Origin of the sequence: Aquincola tertiaricarbonis, assembly GCF_023573145.1 — a bacterium.
GTDB lineage: Bacteria > Pseudomonadota > Gammaproteobacteria > Burkholderiales > Burkholderiaceae_C > Aquincola > Aquincola tertiaricarbonis_B.
On record NZ_CP097635.1, the window covers coordinates 1,680,484 to 1,696,189 of the forward strand.

The window sequence follows — 15,706 nt, forward strand, 5'->3', positions numbered from 1 at the left end:
CCAGGCGCGTTGAAACAACTTGTCATGCCTGCCTGGGCGGGCATGCCGATTGCCCCCAACGCCGCCCTTTTTCAACCCTCTTGCCGGCCTTGTTGCCCATGACCTTCCGCTGGCCCGTGGCCTCGTTGCGTTCATACCTGGTGGCCATGATCCTGCTGGCCAGCGTGCCGATGGCCGTGTTCATGTCGCTGCAGATCCTGCGCGATGCACGGGCGCAGTCGGAGCGCCTGAACGATTCGCTGTTGCGCACCTCGGCCGTGATGGCCGAAAGCATCGACCGTGAGCTGGTGGCTTCGCTGGATGCGCTGCAACTGCTGGCCGAAGATGCGCCGCCCGGCGATCTGCAGGCGTTGGGTGAGCACCTGCAGCAAAGGCCGCGCACCCGGTCCAGCTGGCAGTCGCTGTTCATCGCCGATCCGCAGGGCCGGGTGCTGGTGCCGCTGGCCGGCCAGCCGTGGCCGCTGCCTGGCGAGCCGGCGCCCGATGCACTGGGGGCGCAGCATGTGTCCGATCTGGTGGAGTCGCAGGGGCGGCGGGCGGTGGTGGTGAGCGTGGCGCTGCAGGGCGGCCACCGCCTGGCGGCGTGGATCGACGTGGCGCACTGGCAGGCCATGCTGGGCCGGGTGGGTGAGCCGCTGGGCGGCTATGCCGCGCTGTTCGATGGCGGGCGCCGCATCATCGCCCGCACCCGGGCGCCCGAACGGGCCGTGGGTCAGCCGCTGCCGGCGTCCGCGGTGGCGGCGATGGGCCAGCGCGCTTCGGGCGTGCACCGCACCGTGCTGCTGGAGGGCGATGCCACGGTGGTGGGCTGGCATGCGGTGGGTGGTACCGCCTGGGGCGTGGCCGTGGGCGTGCTGTCCGATCCCATCGAGCAGCAGCACCGCCGGGCGCTGTTCACCGCCGTGGGCACCGCCGCGTTGTGCCTGCTGCTGGGCGTGGCCATGGCCCTGTGGATGGCACGCCGCGTCACCGGGCCGCTGCTGGCGCTGGGCGCTGCAGGCGACGGCCTGGCCGCCGATGGCCGGCCGCACCCGGCGCCGGTGCGCGAGATCGAGGCGCTGCGCGATGCGGTGATGACGGCGCGCCAGGAAGAGGCGGCGGCCCGGCTGCGGCTGCAGCGCCAGGCCGATGAGTTCGAGGCGCTGTTCCGCGGCAGCCCCATCGGCCTGGCCTTTGCGCAGGACGCGCAATGCCAGAAGGTGCTGCGCAACCGCGCGCTCGACGACATGATGCGCGGCCCGCCCGGCGCCGAGGGGGCGCCGGTGGACGTGCTGCAGGACGGCCGGCTGCTGATGGGCCCCGAGCTGCCGCTGGCGGTGGCTGCGCGCACCGGCTTGCCGGTGCCGGCGGCCGAGCTGGAACTGCGCGCCGGCCATGCGCCTGCGCGCTTCGTCATCATGCAGACGGTGCCGCTGCTGGACACGGATGGCCGCTCGCGCGGGGCCATCGGTGCGGTGCTGGACATCACCGACCGCAAGCGCGCCGAAGCCCGGCTGCTGGACATCGACCGCGAACGCACGGCGCTGGTGGAGCGGGAGCAGGCCGCCCGGCGCGAGGCGGAGCAGGCCAACCAGGCCAAGGACGAGTTCCTGGCCATGCTGGGCCATGAGCTGCGCAACCCGCTCAATGCCGTGGCCTCGGCGGTGGAGGTGCTCAAGCTGCTGGGCGGCGGCGGTGAGCGGGCCGACGACGCGCGCGACATCATCAGCCGCCAGACCCGCCACCTGGCGCACTTGATGGACGACCTGCTGGACATGGCGCGCGTGGCCTCGGGCAAGGTGGTGCTGGAGCGCCGGCCGCTGGACCTGGGCAAGCTGGTGGCCGCGTTGGTGGCCACCATGCGGCTGTCGGGCGACACCCGCGAGCACACGCTGAGCACCGAGCTGCAGGAAGTGTGGGTGGACGCCGACAGCATTCGCATCGAGCAGGTGGCCGGCAACCTGCTGACCAATGCGCTGAAGTACACGCCGCCCGGCGGCCATGTGCAGGTGCGGGTGGCGGCCGAGGGCCAGGAGGCGGTGCTGGAGGTGCGCGACAACGGCGTGGGCATTCCGCCGCAGCTGCTGACGCGGGCCTTCGACCTCTTCGTGCAGGGCGAGCGCTCGCTGGACCGCCGCGCGGGCGGGCTGGGTGTGGGGCTGACGCTGGTCAAGCGCCTGGTGGAACTGCACGGCGGCAGCGTGACGGCGGAGAGCGCGCCTGCGGGCAGCGGCGAGCCGGGCGGCCCGCGTGAGGGCAGCGTGTTCCGCGTGCGGCTGCCGCGCATTCCTTCGCCGCCGCCGCCGGATGCGCGGGGCCAGCCCAGCCAGCTGCGCGGCCGCACCGTGCTGCTGGTGGAAGACAACGACGACGCGCTGCAAGCTTTGAAAGCCGTGCTGGAGCTGGACGGTCACCGCGTGAGCACCGCCGCCGACGGTGAGCAGGGACTGGCCCTGCTGCTGCAGCAGCTGCCCGAAGTGGCGGTGGTGGACATCGGCCTGCCCAAGCTCACCGGCTTTGAGGTGGCCCGCCGCAGCCGCGCCGCGGGCTACGCCGGGCGGCTGATCGCGCTGTCGGGCTATGGCATGGTGACCAACACCCGGCAGGCCCTGCAATCAGGCTTCGACGCCCACCTCACGAAACCGGTCGACTTCGACCGACTGCGCGAGCTGTTCGACGACCGCTGAATCAACCCAGGTCGCTGGCGTCGGCCGGGTCGGCCAGCGATTGCAGCCGTTGCTGCTCATGCTGCCAGTGCCAGGCGTTCACACGCTCGATGGCACTGCGAAGTCCTTCGGTCATCCACTCGTTCGTGCCGCCGGAGACATGCTCCGACGCGCCATGCACGACAGCGGGATGGGTGGCAGGCGAGAGGGTGGGCTGGATGTTCATGCACCGCAACATGCAAGGGCGATGCCTAGTCAGGGTTTCCGCTTACCGCCTGTCACGCACCCGTGTCCGGCCGAAGGATGCCGGCACCCGCTGGAGCCCCTCCGGCGGTGCTCTGCCAGCTGCGCAGAGGCGGGTTACCTCGCCAGACCCGTCCGTTTTGCCGCAAACCCGGCTAGTTGCCCGCCAAGATGACAGGTGTGACGGCCGCCAGCCCTCACTTCAGTGCTGGTAGGCCGTTGTCCACCGCCGGATCTCACTGCGCAGCGTCAGCAGTGACACCGGCTGCGGCACGAAGCCGTCCACCTCGTCGCCATAGGCCAGGCAGGCGTATGCACCGTCCTGCACCGCCGCATGCAACACGATGCGGCATGGGGCGGCCAAGCCGGTGCGCTGCAGCTTGCGCAGCCGCTGCACCAGACCTTCGCCTTCGGCGCCGGGCAACGCGGGGTCCAGCAGCATCACCGCGGGCGCCAGCCGCAGGCAGATGTCCAGGGCCTGCACCGCGTCGCGCGCCGCATGCACTTCATAGCCCATGGCCTGCAGCAGCGATTGCGTCAGGCAGCGGGGCACGTCGTCGTGCTGGGCCACCAGCACGCGGCCGGCTTGCCGGGTCGGGCCGTCGCCGCCCTGGGGCGGGCGCGGCGGCGGCTGGCGCAGCAGGCGGTCCCAGGCCTGCCAGTCGGCCGCCGACATCGGGTGGCAGCACACCTGGTAGCCGGGCAGGGTGTCCGGGTGGCCCAGCCACAGCGAGCCGGTTTCCACCGCCGCCATGGCCAGCGTGCGCGGCGGCAGCGCGCGGCGGATCTGCTGCAGCAGCGAGGCCGGCGTGCCCGGCTCGGGAAACACCAGCAGCAGGTCGGGCAGGGGCTCGCGCTGCGGATTTCCGGCCAGCCGGCGCAGCACCTGCTGGCCATCCACCAGCGTGGCCACCGTCCAGCCCTGGCGCGAGGCCTCGCGCGCCAAGGAGGCCGCCATCACCGCATCGGGTTGCACCAGCCACAGGTGGCGGCTGCCCAAGGCGGGCTGCGGCGCCACCGGCCGCTGCCACGCCCGCTGCAGCCGGTAACTCGCATGTAGCTCGAAGCCTTGCGGCTGCCAGGCCAGTGCCAGCGGCGCGCGGGAGGCCGGGCACAGGCCGTGGCCCACCGCACAGGCGGCCCCGGGGCCGGTGCCCACGCGCAGCGCGGCCAGGTTCAGTCGCTCCAGCGCCTGCTCGAAGCTGCGGTGGCCGCGGCGCTCGGGCTGGGCGGTGATGCGCCAGTGCAGCCGGCAGCCTTGCCCCGGCTCAGGCTCGGCCACGGCCTGCGCGCCGAACTCGATCAGCCCGCCCGGGCCCAGCAGCTCGGCGCTGGCCCCCAGCAGCCGGTGCAGGCTGCAGTTCAGCGCCCGCACCTCCGACAATGGGCTTTCCAGCCCGCCGGGCGGGCCGGCCACGCGCCAGCCGCTGGTGCGGTCGTCCAGGCCGTAGCTGATGCGCTGGGCCTTGAACAGCGGCATCCACTCGCGCAGCGCGAGGGCCAACAGCCGCGACAGCAGGGTGTCGGTCATGCGGCCGGGGTGGGGAGGAACGGGCTTTGCCACCAGGGCTGGGCAGCCAAGCCGGTTGTGAACCCACGGAGCCTTGCACCATGCGCGCCTGTCCCGCCTACCTTCTTCCGCAAGCTGCGCGCGCCGTGCTGGCGCCCCGGCCGGCACTGCGGCCCGCCATGCCCTTGCGCGCACACATCGAGCCGCCCGAGCCGGTGATGCCCCCGCCGCCACCGCCTGACCTGCCCACCGGCGTGCCGCCGATCGGCGACCCGCTGCCCGGCCAGCAACCGGCGCCCACGCCCGGTCCTGCCCCGGGGCCGGCACCCGACATGCCCCCCGAGGTGACGCGGGCGGCCGCAGGGCGGGGGGAGGAAAAGGCTGCGGAGCATGGTCGTATGATGACTCAGCCCTTGGCAGGTCGCGTGCCGCGTTTCGAGCGGCCTTCCACCTACCGCCGCAGCCTGCTGCGGGCGATGTCGGGCCGCCAGGCGGAGCTGGACCATTGAGCGCAGAGCCTGCCCGACCCGGCCCTGCGCGGCTGCCGGCCGCCGCGCGTCGCCTGTTGCGCGAGGTGTTCGGCCTGAGCAAGCTGCGCCCCGGCCAAGGCGCCGTGGTGGCCCGGGTGTTGCGGGGCCAGCCCACGCTGGCGGTGATGCCCACCGGCGCCGGCAAATCCTTGTGCTACCAACTGCCCGCTTTGATGGACGAGCGGCGCACGTTGGTCGTCTCGCCGCTCATCGCGTTGATGAAGGACCAGTGCGACGCGCTGCGCGAGCGGCAGGTCGAGGCCGTGGCCTGGCACAGCGGGCTGTCGGCCGAAGAGCTGGCCGCTACCGAAGCCGCGGTGGCCGACGGCAGCGCCCGCATCGTGTTCACCACGCCGGAGCGTGCGGCCGAGCCCGGCTTTGCCGAGGTGGTGTCTACCGGGCGCGAGGTGGGCCTGCTGGTGGTGGATGAAGCCCATTGCGTGGCCCAGTGGGGCCATGCCTTTCGGCCCGCCTACCTGGAGCTGGCGCCGTTGCGCCGCGCGCTGGACGAACCGCCGGTGCTGGCGCTTACCGCCACTGCCACCACCGAGGTGGCCGACGAGGTGATGCAGCAGCTGGGCATACCCGCCGAGGGCCTGCTGCGTGCCGGCGTCTACCGGCCCAAGCTGCACTACCGCGTGGAGCCGCAGGCCGACGAGGACGACAAGCGCCAGCGCGCGCTGGCCCTGGTGCGCGGCACCGCGGGCGCCGCCATCGTGTATGCCGCCACCGTGCGCGAGGCCGAGACCGTGCACGCCTTGTTGCAACAAGCCGCGATCGAGGCGGGCGAGCCGCCCGAGGCCTACGGCCTGTACCACGGCCGCATGAATGCGGCCGATCGCCACCGCGTGCAGGACGCCTTCCTGGAAGGCGGCGTGCGGGTGATGGTGGCCACGCCGGCCTTCGGCCTGGGCATCGACAAGCCCGACATCCGCCTGGTGCTGCATCTGCAGCTGCCGCCGGGCCTGGACGCTTATTACCAGGAGACCGGCCGCGCCGGCCGCGACGGCGAAGACGCCGACTGCGTGCTGCTGTACCTGCGCGGTGACCGCAGCGTGCAGCAGTTTTTCATGGCCGGCCGCTACCCCGACCGCGAGGCCGTGGCCGCCGTGCTGCAGCAGCTGGCCGAGGCCGATGCGCCGCTGCCGCTGGAAGCGATGACCGAGGCCACCGACCTGCCGCCGGCCCGGGTGCGCGGCATCCTCAACCTGCTGGCCGGTGAACGGCTGGCCCGCCGCAATGCCCAGGGCGGCTGGCGCAGCGCCGGCCGCCGCCTGGCCGATGCCGCGCTGAACCGCGTGCTGCAGGCCTGCGAGCAGCGCCGCGAGCACGACAAGGCCGAGCTGGAAGCCATGGTGGCCTATGCCCAGAGCGGCACCTGCCGCTGGCAGCTGCTGCTGCGCCACTTCGAGCCCGCGGCCGAGCACCCCACCTGCGGCCATTGCGACAGCTGTCAGCGGCTGCAGGCCTTCGAGGCGCTGCGCGCGGCCGAAGCGGCGCAGGGCGTGCCCACGCCCTCGGCCGAGCCCATCCGCGTGATGGCCGCCGGCACGCCGGTGCGCGTGCGCCGCTACGGCCTGGGCGAAGTGGTCAGCGGTGACGGCAGCAGCCTGACCATCCGCTTCCCCGGTGGCGCCGAGCGCAGCTTCCATCCCGATTTCGTCAAGCCGGCCCGCGCCGCGCGCCGTGCCGCTGCCGCCTGATGCCACCCAACACCTGATACCTGCGATGAAACCCACCGTCAGCGACCACCTCCTGCAACGCCTGCACGCCTGGGGCGTGCGCCGCGTCTTCGGCTACCCCGGCGACGGCATCAACGGCCTGATCGGCGCCTTCGGCCGGCGCGAAGGCGACATCGAATTCGTGCAGGCCCGGCATGAAGAGCTGGCCGCCTTCATGGCCACCGCCCATGCCAAGTTCACCGGTGAGGTGGGGGTGTGCATGGCCACCTCGGGCCCGGGCGCCATCCACCTGCTCAACGGCCTGTACGACGCCAAGGCCGACCACCAGCCGGTGGTGGCCATCGTCGGCCAGCAGGCGCGCAGCGCCCTGGGCGGCGACTACCAGCAGGAGGTGGACCTGCCCGCGCTGTTCAAGGACGTGGCCGGCGCCTACGTGCAGACCGTGATGGTGGCCGAGCAGGCCCGCCACGTGATCGACCGCGCCGTGCGCATCGCGCGCGACCAGCGCACCGTCACCTGCGTCATCGTGCCCAACGACGTGCAGGAACTGCCCCAGGTGCTGGAGCCGCCGCGCGAGCATGGCACGGTGCACAGCGGCATCGGCCACACCGGCGTGGCGGCGGTGCCGCCGGCCACCGAGCTGGCCCGCGCCGCGGCGGTGCTCAATGCCGGGCGCAAGGTGGCCATCCTGGTGGGTGCCGGTGCGCTGCACGCGGCCGACGAGCTGCAGCTGGTGGCCGACCGCCTGGGCGCTGGCGTGGCCAAGGCCCTGCTGGGCAAGTGCGCCCTGCCCGACGACCTGCCTTACGTCACCGGCGCCATCGGCCTGCTGGGCACCGGCCCCAGCTGGGAAATGATGGAGGGCTGCGACACGCTGCTGATGATCGGATCGAGTTTTCCGTACAGCGAGTACCTGCCCAAGGAAGGCCAGGCCCGCGGCGTGCAGATCGACGTCGACCCGCGCCAGCTGGCGCTGCGCTACCCGATGGAGGTGAGCCTGGCCGGCGACAGCGCGCTGACGCTGCGAGCGCTGCTGCCGCTGCTCAAGCCGCGGGCCGACAGCGCCTGGCGCGACCAGATCGTCAAGAGCGTGGCCCGCTGGTGGGACGTGATGCAGGCCCGCGCGATGGCCCCGGCCCAGCCGATGAACCCGCAGCGCGTGTTCTGGGAGCTGTCGCCCCGGCTGCCGTCGGACGTGATCCTGGCCTGCGATTCGGGCACCAGCGCCGCCTGGTATGCGCGCGACCTGAAGGTGCGCCACGGCATGATGGGGTCGCTCTCGGGCGGGTTGGCCAGCATGGGCGCGGCGCTGCCTTACGCCATCGCCGCCAAGTTCGCGCACCCGGCGCGGCCGGTGGTGGCCCTGCTGGGCGACGGCGCCATGCAGATGATCGGCCTCAATGCCCTCATCACCCTGGCCCACCACTGGCGCCGCTGGACCGACCCGCGCGTGGTGGTGATGGTGCTGGACAACCGCGACCTGAACATGGTGACCTGGGAGCAGCGCGCCACCGCGGGCGACCCCAAGTTCGAGCCGTCACAGACGCTACCCGGCTTCAGCTATGCCGAGTACGCCCGCCTGCTGGGCCTCAACGGCCTGCGGGTGGACAACCCGGACGACATCGGCCTGGCCTGGGAACAGGCCCTGGCCGCCGACCGGCCCACGGTGCTGCAGATGGTGGTGGACCCCAACGTGCCGCCGCTGCCGCCCCACATCCCGGCCAAGCAGGTGGCCTCGTACCTGAGCGCACTGTTCCATGGCGACCCCGACGCCCGCCAGGTGATGGTGGCCACCCTGCGCCAGTGGTGGGCAGGCGTGGCGCCGGGGCGCCACGGTGTCACGCCGGCCGATGCCGCCGGGCGAGCGGAAGACCTGCGGGACGAGCCCAGCGGCCGGTGACGAGGCACGGCGGTTGCCGCCTGCCGGGATCCCCCATGCTCAACCAAGGAGATCCCATGAGCCAAGCCGACACTCAGGACGTGAACGCCATCTACCAGGAACTGGTCAAGGGCGTGGGTCGCGAGAAGGTGACCGAAGCCAATGCCCGCCAGCTGATCGACCTCGCCGAGCGCGACAAGCACACCGTGCTGGCCGAGGAGCTGCGCGAATGGGCCATGGGCTGCGGCGGTGCGGTGACCCAGGCGCCGGGCAGCGGCGCGGGCGGCCGGGAAGGCTGAAAACCCGGGGGTGTCGACGCCCCCAGAGGCGGCGCCGAGATGCAGAATGGCGGCCGACCGCCCTCACCTGACGCGCCCGCGCGCCCCGCCCATGCGACTGACCCCTCGCCGTTGCCTGCCGACTGCTGCCAGGCTGACTCTCGCGGGGCTGACCCCGACCGGACAACGCGACAGGGTTTGACCGGCCTGCCATGGGACACATCGGGGGCAGTTCCGACGATTGGGAGCTGATGTACGGCACCGCGGAGCAGCAGGCCGCTGCGGTGCAGGCGGCCGAAGCGGCCAGGCAGCGACGCGCTGCGGCCTCGATCGCGTTTGCGGCCTTTGCGCCGCAGGCATTGGCAACGGTCATCGCGCCGTCGTTCGATCCGAAGGACGCAGCCGGGCGCCAACTGTTGACAAAGACGCTCGACCTGGCCCTGGAGGTCCGCCAGGGTAGCGTGGCCCTGCTGGCCGAACTGCTGCTGGACGAGTGCCCCTTGCCGTCTGACGAGGTGGCCCGCTGGTTCGGTGACTACTACCCGTCGCAGCCACTGTGCGCCTCAGCGCTTTTGGCACTGCTTCACGAGCACTTGGTCCGCGCGCTCAACGACGACATGCCCACCGGGGCGCTGCTGGAATTGCTGAGGTTCCGCCACTCCGGCCACGGCGGGCGTGAGCGTCACTGGTAGCCGCCGGCTCTACCTGCGGCGCGCCGCAGCGGCGCCGGCATCAAGCCCCAGACACCACGCCCATGATCCTGCCCACCGCCCACCCGCACTGCGTGCTTCGTCCGTGGCGAGACGGCGACCAGCCATCTCTCGTGCACCATGCCAACAACCGCCGGGTGTGGCGCAATCTCACGCACACCTTCCCTCATCCCTACACCTTGGCCGACGCCCAGCAGTGGCTGACCTTGTCCGGCGCCGACCCGCACAGCCTGCACCTGGCCATCGAGCATGAGGGACAAGCGGTCGGCGGCGTGGGTGCCATTGCCGGGCACGGCATCTCGATGGGCACCGCGGACTTCGGCTACTGGCTCGGTGAGGCGTTGTGGGGCCGTGGGCTGGCCACTGCTGCCGCGGCCGCCTTCCAGCAGCACTTGATGCAGACCCGGCGCTTCGTGCGCTTGCAGGCGCCGGTCTTTGCGTGGAACCCGGCGTCGATGCGTGTGTTGGAGAAGCTTGGTTTTGCGCGTGAAGGCGTGCTGCGAAGCAGCGTCACCAAGGACGGGCAGGTGATCGACACCGTGATGTACGCCTACATCGTCGCGTGACCGCCGCGCCTTCGATGCACGCGGCGCAGCGCGTGCCCGGACTGGATGTGCTGCGGGGGCTGGCGATCGTCTGGGTGATGCTGTTCCATTCGTGGGTGGTCGGCGGCCTCGGTCCCGACTGGTCCTGGTTGTCGCGCTACGGCTGGATGGGTGTCGACCTGTTCTTCGTGCTCAGCGGTTACCTCATCGGCCTGCAGGTGTTGTTGCCGCTGGCACGGGGCGGGCCGTTGCCGCTGGGCGACTTTTACCTGCGCCGCGCCTTGCGCATCCTGCCCGCCTACCTGGCCACGCTGGCGCTGTACCAGTTGTGGCCCGACTTCCGCGAGGCGCCCGGCCTGGAGCCTTGGTGGAAGTTCCTGACCTTCAGCCTGAACCTGAACATCGACTATGACCATCGCTCCGCGTTTTCGCACGCCTGGTCGTTGTGCGTGGAAGAGCACTTCTACTGGCTGTTTCCGGCGCTGGCCCTGGGTCTGCGGCGCCGCTTCGCGGCGCGCGCCTGGCTATGGACCGGCGCGGCCGTGGTGCTGGGCGGCATCGTGCTGCGCAGCGGGGTGTGGTGGCGCGGCATGGCCGCCGACCCGGCGATGACGCACAACTGGTTCGTCGAAGACCTCTATTACCCCACCTGGAACCGGCTCGACGGCCTGCTGTGCGGCGTGGCGCTGGCGGCCTGGCGCGCCTTTCGGCCTCTGTCCTGGCAGGCCGCTCGGCGCCATGCGGCGGTCAGTGCGCTGGCCGGCCTGGGGGCGCTGGCGTGCGCGTTCTGGCTGTTTCGCGATCGCACGGGCCTGCTGGGCAACTCGGTGGGATGGCCGGTGCTGTCACTGGCCTGCGGGCTGCTGGTGTTTGCCGCGGCGCAACCCGACAGTGTGGTGGGCCGCTGCCGGCTGCCTCTGGCGGGCTTCCTGGCCGGCATCTCGTACAGCCTGTACCTGGTGCACAAGGCCGCCTACCACCTGGTGCAGCTCCACTGGGGCGACCGCCTGGCGGGCACCGGCCTGCTGGCCTTCGCGGCGTATGGCGGCGCGGCCCTGCTGGCCGGGGCGCTGATGCACCGGGCGGTGGAAGCGCCCTTCCTGCGGTTGCGGCACCGCCTGCGCCCCAAGCGTCCATGGCGAAATCCCTGCACCTGCAAGAGGTCCTCGACCTCGACCTGCTCACGTTGCAGGCCCACACCGAACAGGCGGGCGACCGTATGGATGCGGCGCGTTGGCGGGAGACCCTCGCGCAGTCGCTGGCCGTGTCCGAGGTGGCGGTGGTGCGCCGCGGCGGCGTGCTGGTCGGCTACGCGATGATGCAGCCGCGGGCGGAGCCGGGGCTGTGGTTCGTCACCGGCTTCAACACCCATCCGGCGCACCGCCATGGCGTCGTGGTGCGTGCGCTGCTGCAGCAGCTGCTGGCCATCGCGCATCGCCGCGGCATCGTCACGCTGCAAAGCCACGTGTACAAGACCAACCGGCTGTCGATGGCCTTCCATGCGCGGCTGGGCTTTGCCATCACGCGCGAGAACGACAAGGGCGTGGAGTTCACCGCATCGGTGGCCGACCTGGTGGCTGCTGCGGCGGGCAAGACGGGCGCCTCTTTGGCCGCCAGGCACCGATGACTTTCAAGTTCACCGGCCCAGGGTTTGTACGGTTGTACAACAAGCTTGCACAACCGTCCAATGCGCAGCATGAGCCGAACCCGCACCCGAGCTGCCGCTGCCGTCGTCGAAGACGCGCCGCCTGAACGCCCAGACCGCAAGCAGGCCATCCTGCTGGCCGCCGAAAAGCTGTTTGCCAGCCACGGCTACCACGCCGTCTCGCTGCGCCAGATTGCCGAGGAGGCCGGCGTGCCGCTGGCCCTGGTGGGCTACTACTACGGCCAGAAACACGAGCTGTTCCAGGCCATCTTCCAGCACTGGAGCAAGACGCTCGAAGAGCGCCTGGTCGGCCTGAACGAAGCCATGGCTGCGCCGCCGCGCCAGCGCCTGCAGCGGCTGGTGGTGGCCTTCACCACGCCGGTGCTCAAGCTGCGGGCCAGCCCTGAAGGCGAGTACTACGCGATGCTGGTGGCGCGCGAGCTGTACCACTCCCGCGAAGAGACCGAGCAGGTGCTGCGCGCCCACTTCGACCCGCTGGCCCATGCCTACATCGACGCGCTGGAGCAGCTGCTGCCCGGGGCCGATCGGGCCACCGCCGCCTGGGCCTACCAGTTCATGCTGGGCACGCTGCTGCACCACCTGAGCGACAACCGCGTCGAGCGCCTGTCGCGCGGCCAGGCGCGCGCCGGTGATCCGGCCGTGGCCGGTCTGCTGCAGAACTACATCGTGGGCGGCCTGCGGGCGGCCTTCGTGCCGCGTGCCGCGGCCACCAAGGCCGACTGAGCCGCCAGGGCCGACTGGCAAGAGCGGCCCCCCCCTGCTGCCGATCCGAGGAGACACCATGCAACGCAGAGCCGTGCTGTCCGCACTGGCCGCCACCGGCGCCCTGGGCGCACTGGGTGCGCGGGCCCAGGCACCCACCCGTGTGAACGTCGGTTTCACCGCCGTGGCCGACTTCGTCACCCTGTTCATCGCCCGGGAGGAAGGCTACTTCGCCGCCCGCGGGCTGGAGGTGGCCACCACCTTCATCCCGCTCAACCCGTCGATGCCGGCGGCCGTGCAGTCCGATTCGCTGCAGATCGGCGGCGCCACGCCTTCGGTGTTCCTGCAGGCGGTGGACGGCGGGCTCGACCACGTGGTGATCGGCGGCGGCGGCATGACCAGCAAGTCGGTCACCGGCGTGGCCTTCGTGGCGCGGGCGGGCAGCGGCATCCGCAGCGCCCAGGACTGCGTGGGCAAGCGCATCGGCGTGCCGGGCCTGGGCGCCTACCTGCACGTGGCCTTCCGTGCCTGGCTGCGGCAAAGCGGGGTGGACCACACCAAGGTCAACTTCGTGGAAGCGGCCTTTCCGCAGCATGCCGACCTGCTGCGCGGCGGCTCCTTCGATGGCGTGGTCACGGCCGACCCTTTCCTCTCGCGCATCGTGGCCAGCGGCGTGGGCTATGTGGCCAGCTACTACACCACCTTCCAGCCCGAGGGCATGCCCACCATCCTGTACACCGCGCGGCGCGACTGGGCCGAGCGCAACGCAGCGGCGGTCAAGGCCTTCCGCGAGTCGCTGGTGCAGGCCGCCACCTTCCTGCGCGAGCCGAAGAACGACGCCAAGGTGCGGGCGCACATGGGCAAGTACATCAAGCTGCCGCCCGAGGTGCTGGCCACGATGCAGATCAACCCGCCCAGCCCCGTGATCCAGGAGCGGCAGCTGCAGTACTGGGTGGACGCGATGCGCGAGCAGGCCATGCTCAAGACCACGCCCGACGTGGCGCGGCTGATCGTGCGTTGAAGGGGCGCGCCCATGAGCTTGTTGACCCTGGAGCGCGTGGCCATCACCCTGGGCCGGCGCGAGATCCTCAGCCCCACCACGCTGTCGCTGCGGCGCGGCGAGTTCGTCTGCGTGATCGGCCCTTCGGGCTGCGGCAAGACCACGCTGCTGCGCGCGGCGGCCGGCTTCGTGCAGCCGCAGGCCGGCGGCGTGAAGTTGGCCGGCCAGCCGGTGCAAGGCCCCAGCCGCGAGGCGGCCTTCGTGTTCCAGGACTATGGCCGTGCGCTTCTGCCCTGGCGCACCGTGGCCGGCAACGTGAGCCTGGCGCTGGAAGCGGCCGGCGTGCCTGCCGCGCAGCGGCGAGAGCGCATCCACCGCGTGTTGGCCACCGTGGGCCTGGCCGCGCATGCCGACAAGTTTCCGGCGCAGCTGTCGGGCGGCATGCAGCAGCGCGCGCAGATCGCCCGCTGCCTGGCGCAGGAGCCCACGCTGCTGATGATGGACGAGCCCTTCGGCGCGCTGGATGCGATGACCCGCGAGAGCCTGCAGGACGAGCTGGCCCGGCTGGTGCGTGAGCAGGGCCTGACGGTGATGTTCGTCACCCACGACCTGGAAGAGGCGATCTACCTGGGCGACCGCGTGGTGGCGCTGCGCGCCAATCCCACGGCCGACAAGCCCAGCCTGGCCGCGGTGATCGACGTCGACATACCGCGCCCGCGCAGCCAGCTGGCCACCAAGGAACACCCCGAGTTCCTGCGCCTGCGGCGCGAGCTGTACCAGTACCTGGGGCACCACTGATGCTGCGCCTGCTACGCCCCTTCGTGTTTCCGGCGCTGCTGCTGGCCGCGCTGGAATGGTGGGCCCGCACCGTCGGCCGCAGCAGTGATGCGCTGGCTCCGCCCACGGCCGCGCTGCGCGCGCTGGCCGGTGCGCTGGCCGATGGCTCGGTGGTCACGGCCACCGGCTTCACGCTGGGCAGTGCCGCCGCCGGGCTCGGCCTGGCCTGGCTGTTGGGCGTGCCGCTGGGCACCTTGCTGGGCCTGTCGCCGCGGTCCGCGCGCATGAGCTTCCTGAGCATCGAGCTGCTGCGGCCCGTGCCTTCGGTGGCGCTGATTCCGCTGGCCATGCTGCTGTGGGGTTTCGGCCTGCGCATGGAGATCGCGGTGGTGGCCTTTGCCTGCTTCTGGCCGGTGCTGGTGCTCACCCAGGCCGGCGTGCGGCAGGTGGAGCCTCGGCTGCTGGAGGTGGCGCGTGCGCTGCAGCTGTCGGCCTGGGCGCGCTTTTCCAAGATCATGCTGCCGGCGCTGGTGCCGCGGCTGTTCGTGGCGCTGCGGCTGGGCGTGGCCATCGCGCTGGTGGTGGCGGTGACGGTGGAGATCGCGGCCAACCCGCACGGCATGGGCTATGCGGTCATGATCGCCCAGCAAAGCCTGGACCCCGCGCTGATGCTCGGATGGCTGTTCTGGATCGGCCTCACCGGCTACGTCATCAACGCAGGTGCTTCGGCCCTGCAGCGGGTCATCGCGCGCCGGATGGGAGAGCTGGCATGAAGCGACTCGTGTCGGGCCTGGAGCCGCTGGCCGTGCTGGCCGCGCTGGGCGGCCTGTGGTGGGTGGCCAGCCATGGCGGCTGGTTGAGCCCGGTGTTCGTGCCCACGCCCGAGGCCATGCTGGCCAGCCTGCATGCCGGGCTGCTGCAGGGCGACCTGGCCACCGCGGCGGCGGCCACTGTGCAGCGCATGCTGCTGGGCTGGGGGCTGGCCTGCCTGCTGGGTGTGGTGCTGGGGGCGCTGATCGGCGTCTCGCCCACCGCACGTGCGTGGATACAGCCCACGCTGGAATTCGTGCGGCCCCTGCCGGCCTCGGCCGTGCTGCCGCTGGCCATCTCGGTCTTCGGTCTGTCGCCGGCCATGGTGCTGTCGGTGGTGGCCTTCGGCGCCATGTGGCCGGTGCTGCTGTCCACGGTGCAGGGCTTTGCCAGCCTGCATGTGCGCCTGACCGAGGTGGCAGCGGCGCTGCAGCTGTCGCGCAGCGCGTTCATCTTCAAGGTGGGCCTGCCGCATGCGTTGCCCGACATCCTGGCCGGCACCCGTCTGGCGCTGACCGTGTCGCTCATCGTCGCGGTGGTGGGCGAGATGATCGCTTCGCAGCCCGGCCTGGGTCAGGCGCTGCTGCTGGCGGCCCGTGCCTTCCGCGCCAGCGACCTGTTCGCCGGCATCGTGCTGCTGGGCGCCATCGGCTTCGTCTCCAACGCACTGCTGGCGCTGGCCGAGCGACGCCTGCTGCGCTGGCAGCAGCCCTGACCGCGTTTCTTCTT

The 15,706-nt window shown here is 71.7% G+C and carries 16 protein-coding genes; 14 read left to right on the forward strand and 2 right to left on the reverse strand.

The window, feature by feature from the left end:
* Window positions 1–98: 98 nt before the first annotated feature.
* Window positions 99–2,666, forward strand: coding sequence for a hybrid sensor histidine kinase/response regulator (locus MW290_RS07755; protein WP_250194106.1), 2,568 nt, complete (start codon window positions 99–101; stop codon window positions 2,664–2,666).
* Window position 2,667: 1 nt separating this feature from the next.
* Here MW290_RS07755 and MW290_RS07760 read toward each other — a convergent pair whose 3' ends face one another.
* Together MW290_RS07760 and MW290_RS07765 are read right to left on the reverse strand one after the other, a co-directional pair.
* Window positions 2,668–2,871: a hypothetical protein gene (locus MW290_RS07760; protein WP_250194107.1), complete on the reverse strand. Its 204-nt coding sequence runs from the start codon at window positions 2,869–2,871 to the stop codon at window positions 2,668–2,670.
* Window positions 2,872–3,090: 219 nt separating this feature from the next.
* A complete protein-coding gene (locus tag MW290_RS07765; RefSeq protein WP_250194108.1) occupies window positions 3,091–4,419 on the reverse strand; it encodes a response regulator in 1,329 nt (442 codons plus the stop codon).
* Between the two features lie 80 nt (window positions 4,420–4,499).
* Between MW290_RS07765 and MW290_RS07770 the strand changes: the two genes are divergently transcribed.
* The 13 genes from MW290_RS07770 to MW290_RS07830 all read left to right on the forward strand — a co-directional run bounded on the left by MW290_RS07770 (window position 4,500) and on the right by MW290_RS07830 (window position 15,692).
* The gene (locus tag MW290_RS07770; protein ID WP_250196703.1) at window positions 4,500–4,907 is read left to right on the forward strand and encodes a hypothetical protein; all 408 of its coding nucleotides are present in this window, start codon (window positions 4,500–4,502) and stop codon (window positions 4,905–4,907) included.
* A complete protein-coding gene (locus tag MW290_RS07775; protein ID WP_250194109.1) occupies window positions 4,904–6,631 on the forward strand; it encodes a RecQ family ATP-dependent DNA helicase in 1,728 nt (575 codons plus the stop codon). The genes MW290_RS07770 and MW290_RS07775 overlap by 4 nt, the downstream gene beginning before the upstream one ends.
* Window positions 6,632–6,656: 25 nt before the next feature.
* A complete protein-coding gene (locus tag MW290_RS07780; protein ID WP_250194110.1) occupies window positions 6,657–8,510 on the forward strand; it encodes a thiamine pyrophosphate-requiring protein in 1,854 nt (617 codons plus the stop codon).
* Between the two features lie 56 nt (window positions 8,511–8,566).
* Window positions 8,567–8,788, forward strand: coding sequence for a hypothetical protein (locus tag MW290_RS07785; protein ID WP_250194111.1), 222 nt, complete (start codon window positions 8,567–8,569; stop codon window positions 8,786–8,788).
* A 230-nt stretch (window positions 8,789–9,018) separates the two neighbouring features.
* Entirely contained in the window at window positions 9,019–9,459 is a 441-nt protein-coding gene (locus tag MW290_RS07790; RefSeq protein WP_250194112.1) for a hypothetical protein, read from the forward strand.
* A gap of 62 nt (window positions 9,460–9,521) precedes the next feature.
* Window positions 9,522–10,043 carry a GNAT family N-acetyltransferase gene (locus MW290_RS07795; protein WP_250194113.1) on the forward strand — a complete coding sequence of 174 codons (522 nt, stop codon included), beginning with the start codon at window positions 9,522–9,524 and terminating at the stop codon, window positions 10,041–10,043.
* Entirely contained in the window at window positions 10,040–11,341 is a 1,302-nt protein-coding gene (locus MW290_RS07800; protein WP_250194114.1) for an acyltransferase family protein, read from the forward strand. The genes MW290_RS07795 and MW290_RS07800 overlap by 4 nt, the downstream gene beginning before the upstream one ends.
* Window positions 11,287–11,649, forward strand: a complete 363-nt coding sequence (locus MW290_RS07805) for a GNAT family N-acetyltransferase (protein WP_250194115.1) — start codon at window positions 11,287–11,289, stop codon at window positions 11,647–11,649. Before MW290_RS07800 ends, MW290_RS07805 begins: the two co-directional genes overlap by 55 nt.
* Before the next feature lie 69 nt (window positions 11,650–11,718).
* A complete protein-coding gene (locus MW290_RS07810; RefSeq protein ID WP_250194116.1) occupies window positions 11,719–12,411 on the forward strand; it encodes a TetR/AcrR family transcriptional regulator in 693 nt (230 codons plus the stop codon).
* A 58-nt stretch (window positions 12,412–12,469) separates the two neighbouring features.
* Window positions 12,470–13,411, forward strand: coding sequence for an ABC transporter substrate-binding protein (locus MW290_RS07815; RefSeq protein ID WP_250194117.1), 942 nt, complete (start codon window positions 12,470–12,472; stop codon window positions 13,409–13,411).
* A 12-nt stretch (window positions 13,412–13,423) separates the two neighbouring features.
* Window positions 13,424–14,188, forward strand: coding sequence for an ABC transporter ATP-binding protein (locus MW290_RS07820; RefSeq protein WP_250194118.1), 765 nt, complete (start codon window positions 13,424–13,426; stop codon window positions 14,186–14,188).
* A complete protein-coding gene (locus MW290_RS07825; protein WP_250194119.1) occupies window positions 14,188–14,940 on the forward strand; it encodes an ABC transporter permease in 753 nt (250 codons plus the stop codon). Before MW290_RS07820 ends, MW290_RS07825 begins: the two co-directional genes overlap by 1 nt.
* Window positions 14,937–15,692, forward strand: coding sequence for an ABC transporter permease (locus tag MW290_RS07830; protein WP_250194120.1), 756 nt, complete (start codon window positions 14,937–14,939; stop codon window positions 15,690–15,692). Before MW290_RS07825 ends, MW290_RS07830 begins: the two co-directional genes overlap by 4 nt.
* Window positions 15,693–15,706: the final 14 nt, after the last annotated feature.

Excerpts from the sequence above, each read along its gene's own strand:
- MW290_RS07755 (WP_250194106.1), top strand. The coding sequence starts at position 99 with ATGACCTTCCGCTGGCCCGTGGCCTCGTTGCGTTCATACCTGGTGGCC.
- MW290_RS07760 (WP_250194107.1), bottom strand. The coding sequence starts at position 2,871 with ATGAACATCCAGCCCACCCTCTCGCCTGCCACCCATCCCGCTGTCGTG.
- MW290_RS07765 (WP_250194108.1), bottom strand. The coding sequence starts at position 4,419 with ATGACCGACACCCTGCTGTCGCGGCTGTTGGCCCTCGCGCTGCGCGAG.
- MW290_RS07770 (WP_250196703.1), top strand. The coding sequence starts at position 4,500 with ATGCGCGCCTGTCCCGCCTACCTTCTTCCGCAAGCTGCGCGCGCCGTG.
- MW290_RS07780 (WP_250194110.1), top strand. The coding sequence starts at position 6,657 with ATGAAACCCACCGTCAGCGACCACCTCCTGCAACGCCTGCACGCCTGG.
- MW290_RS07785 (WP_250194111.1), top strand. The coding sequence starts at position 8,567 with ATGAGCCAAGCCGACACTCAGGACGTGAACGCCATCTACCAGGAACTG.
- MW290_RS07790 (WP_250194112.1), top strand. The coding sequence starts at position 9,019 with ATGTACGGCACCGCGGAGCAGCAGGCCGCTGCGGTGCAGGCGGCCGAA.
- MW290_RS07795 (WP_250194113.1), top strand. The coding sequence starts at position 9,522 with ATGATCCTGCCCACCGCCCACCCGCACTGCGTGCTTCGTCCGTGGCGA.
- MW290_RS07810 (WP_250194116.1), top strand. The coding sequence starts at position 11,719 with ATGAGCCGAACCCGCACCCGAGCTGCCGCTGCCGTCGTCGAAGACGCG.
- MW290_RS07815 (WP_250194117.1), top strand. The coding sequence starts at position 12,470 with ATGCAACGCAGAGCCGTGCTGTCCGCACTGGCCGCCACCGGCGCCCTG.
- MW290_RS07820 (WP_250194118.1), top strand. The coding sequence starts at position 13,424 with ATGAGCTTGTTGACCCTGGAGCGCGTGGCCATCACCCTGGGCCGGCGC.
- MW290_RS07825 (WP_250194119.1), top strand. The coding sequence starts at position 14,188 with ATGCTGCGCCTGCTACGCCCCTTCGTGTTTCCGGCGCTGCTGCTGGCC.
- MW290_RS07830 (WP_250194120.1), top strand. The coding sequence starts at position 14,937 with ATGAAGCGACTCGTGTCGGGCCTGGAGCCGCTGGCCGTGCTGGCCGCG.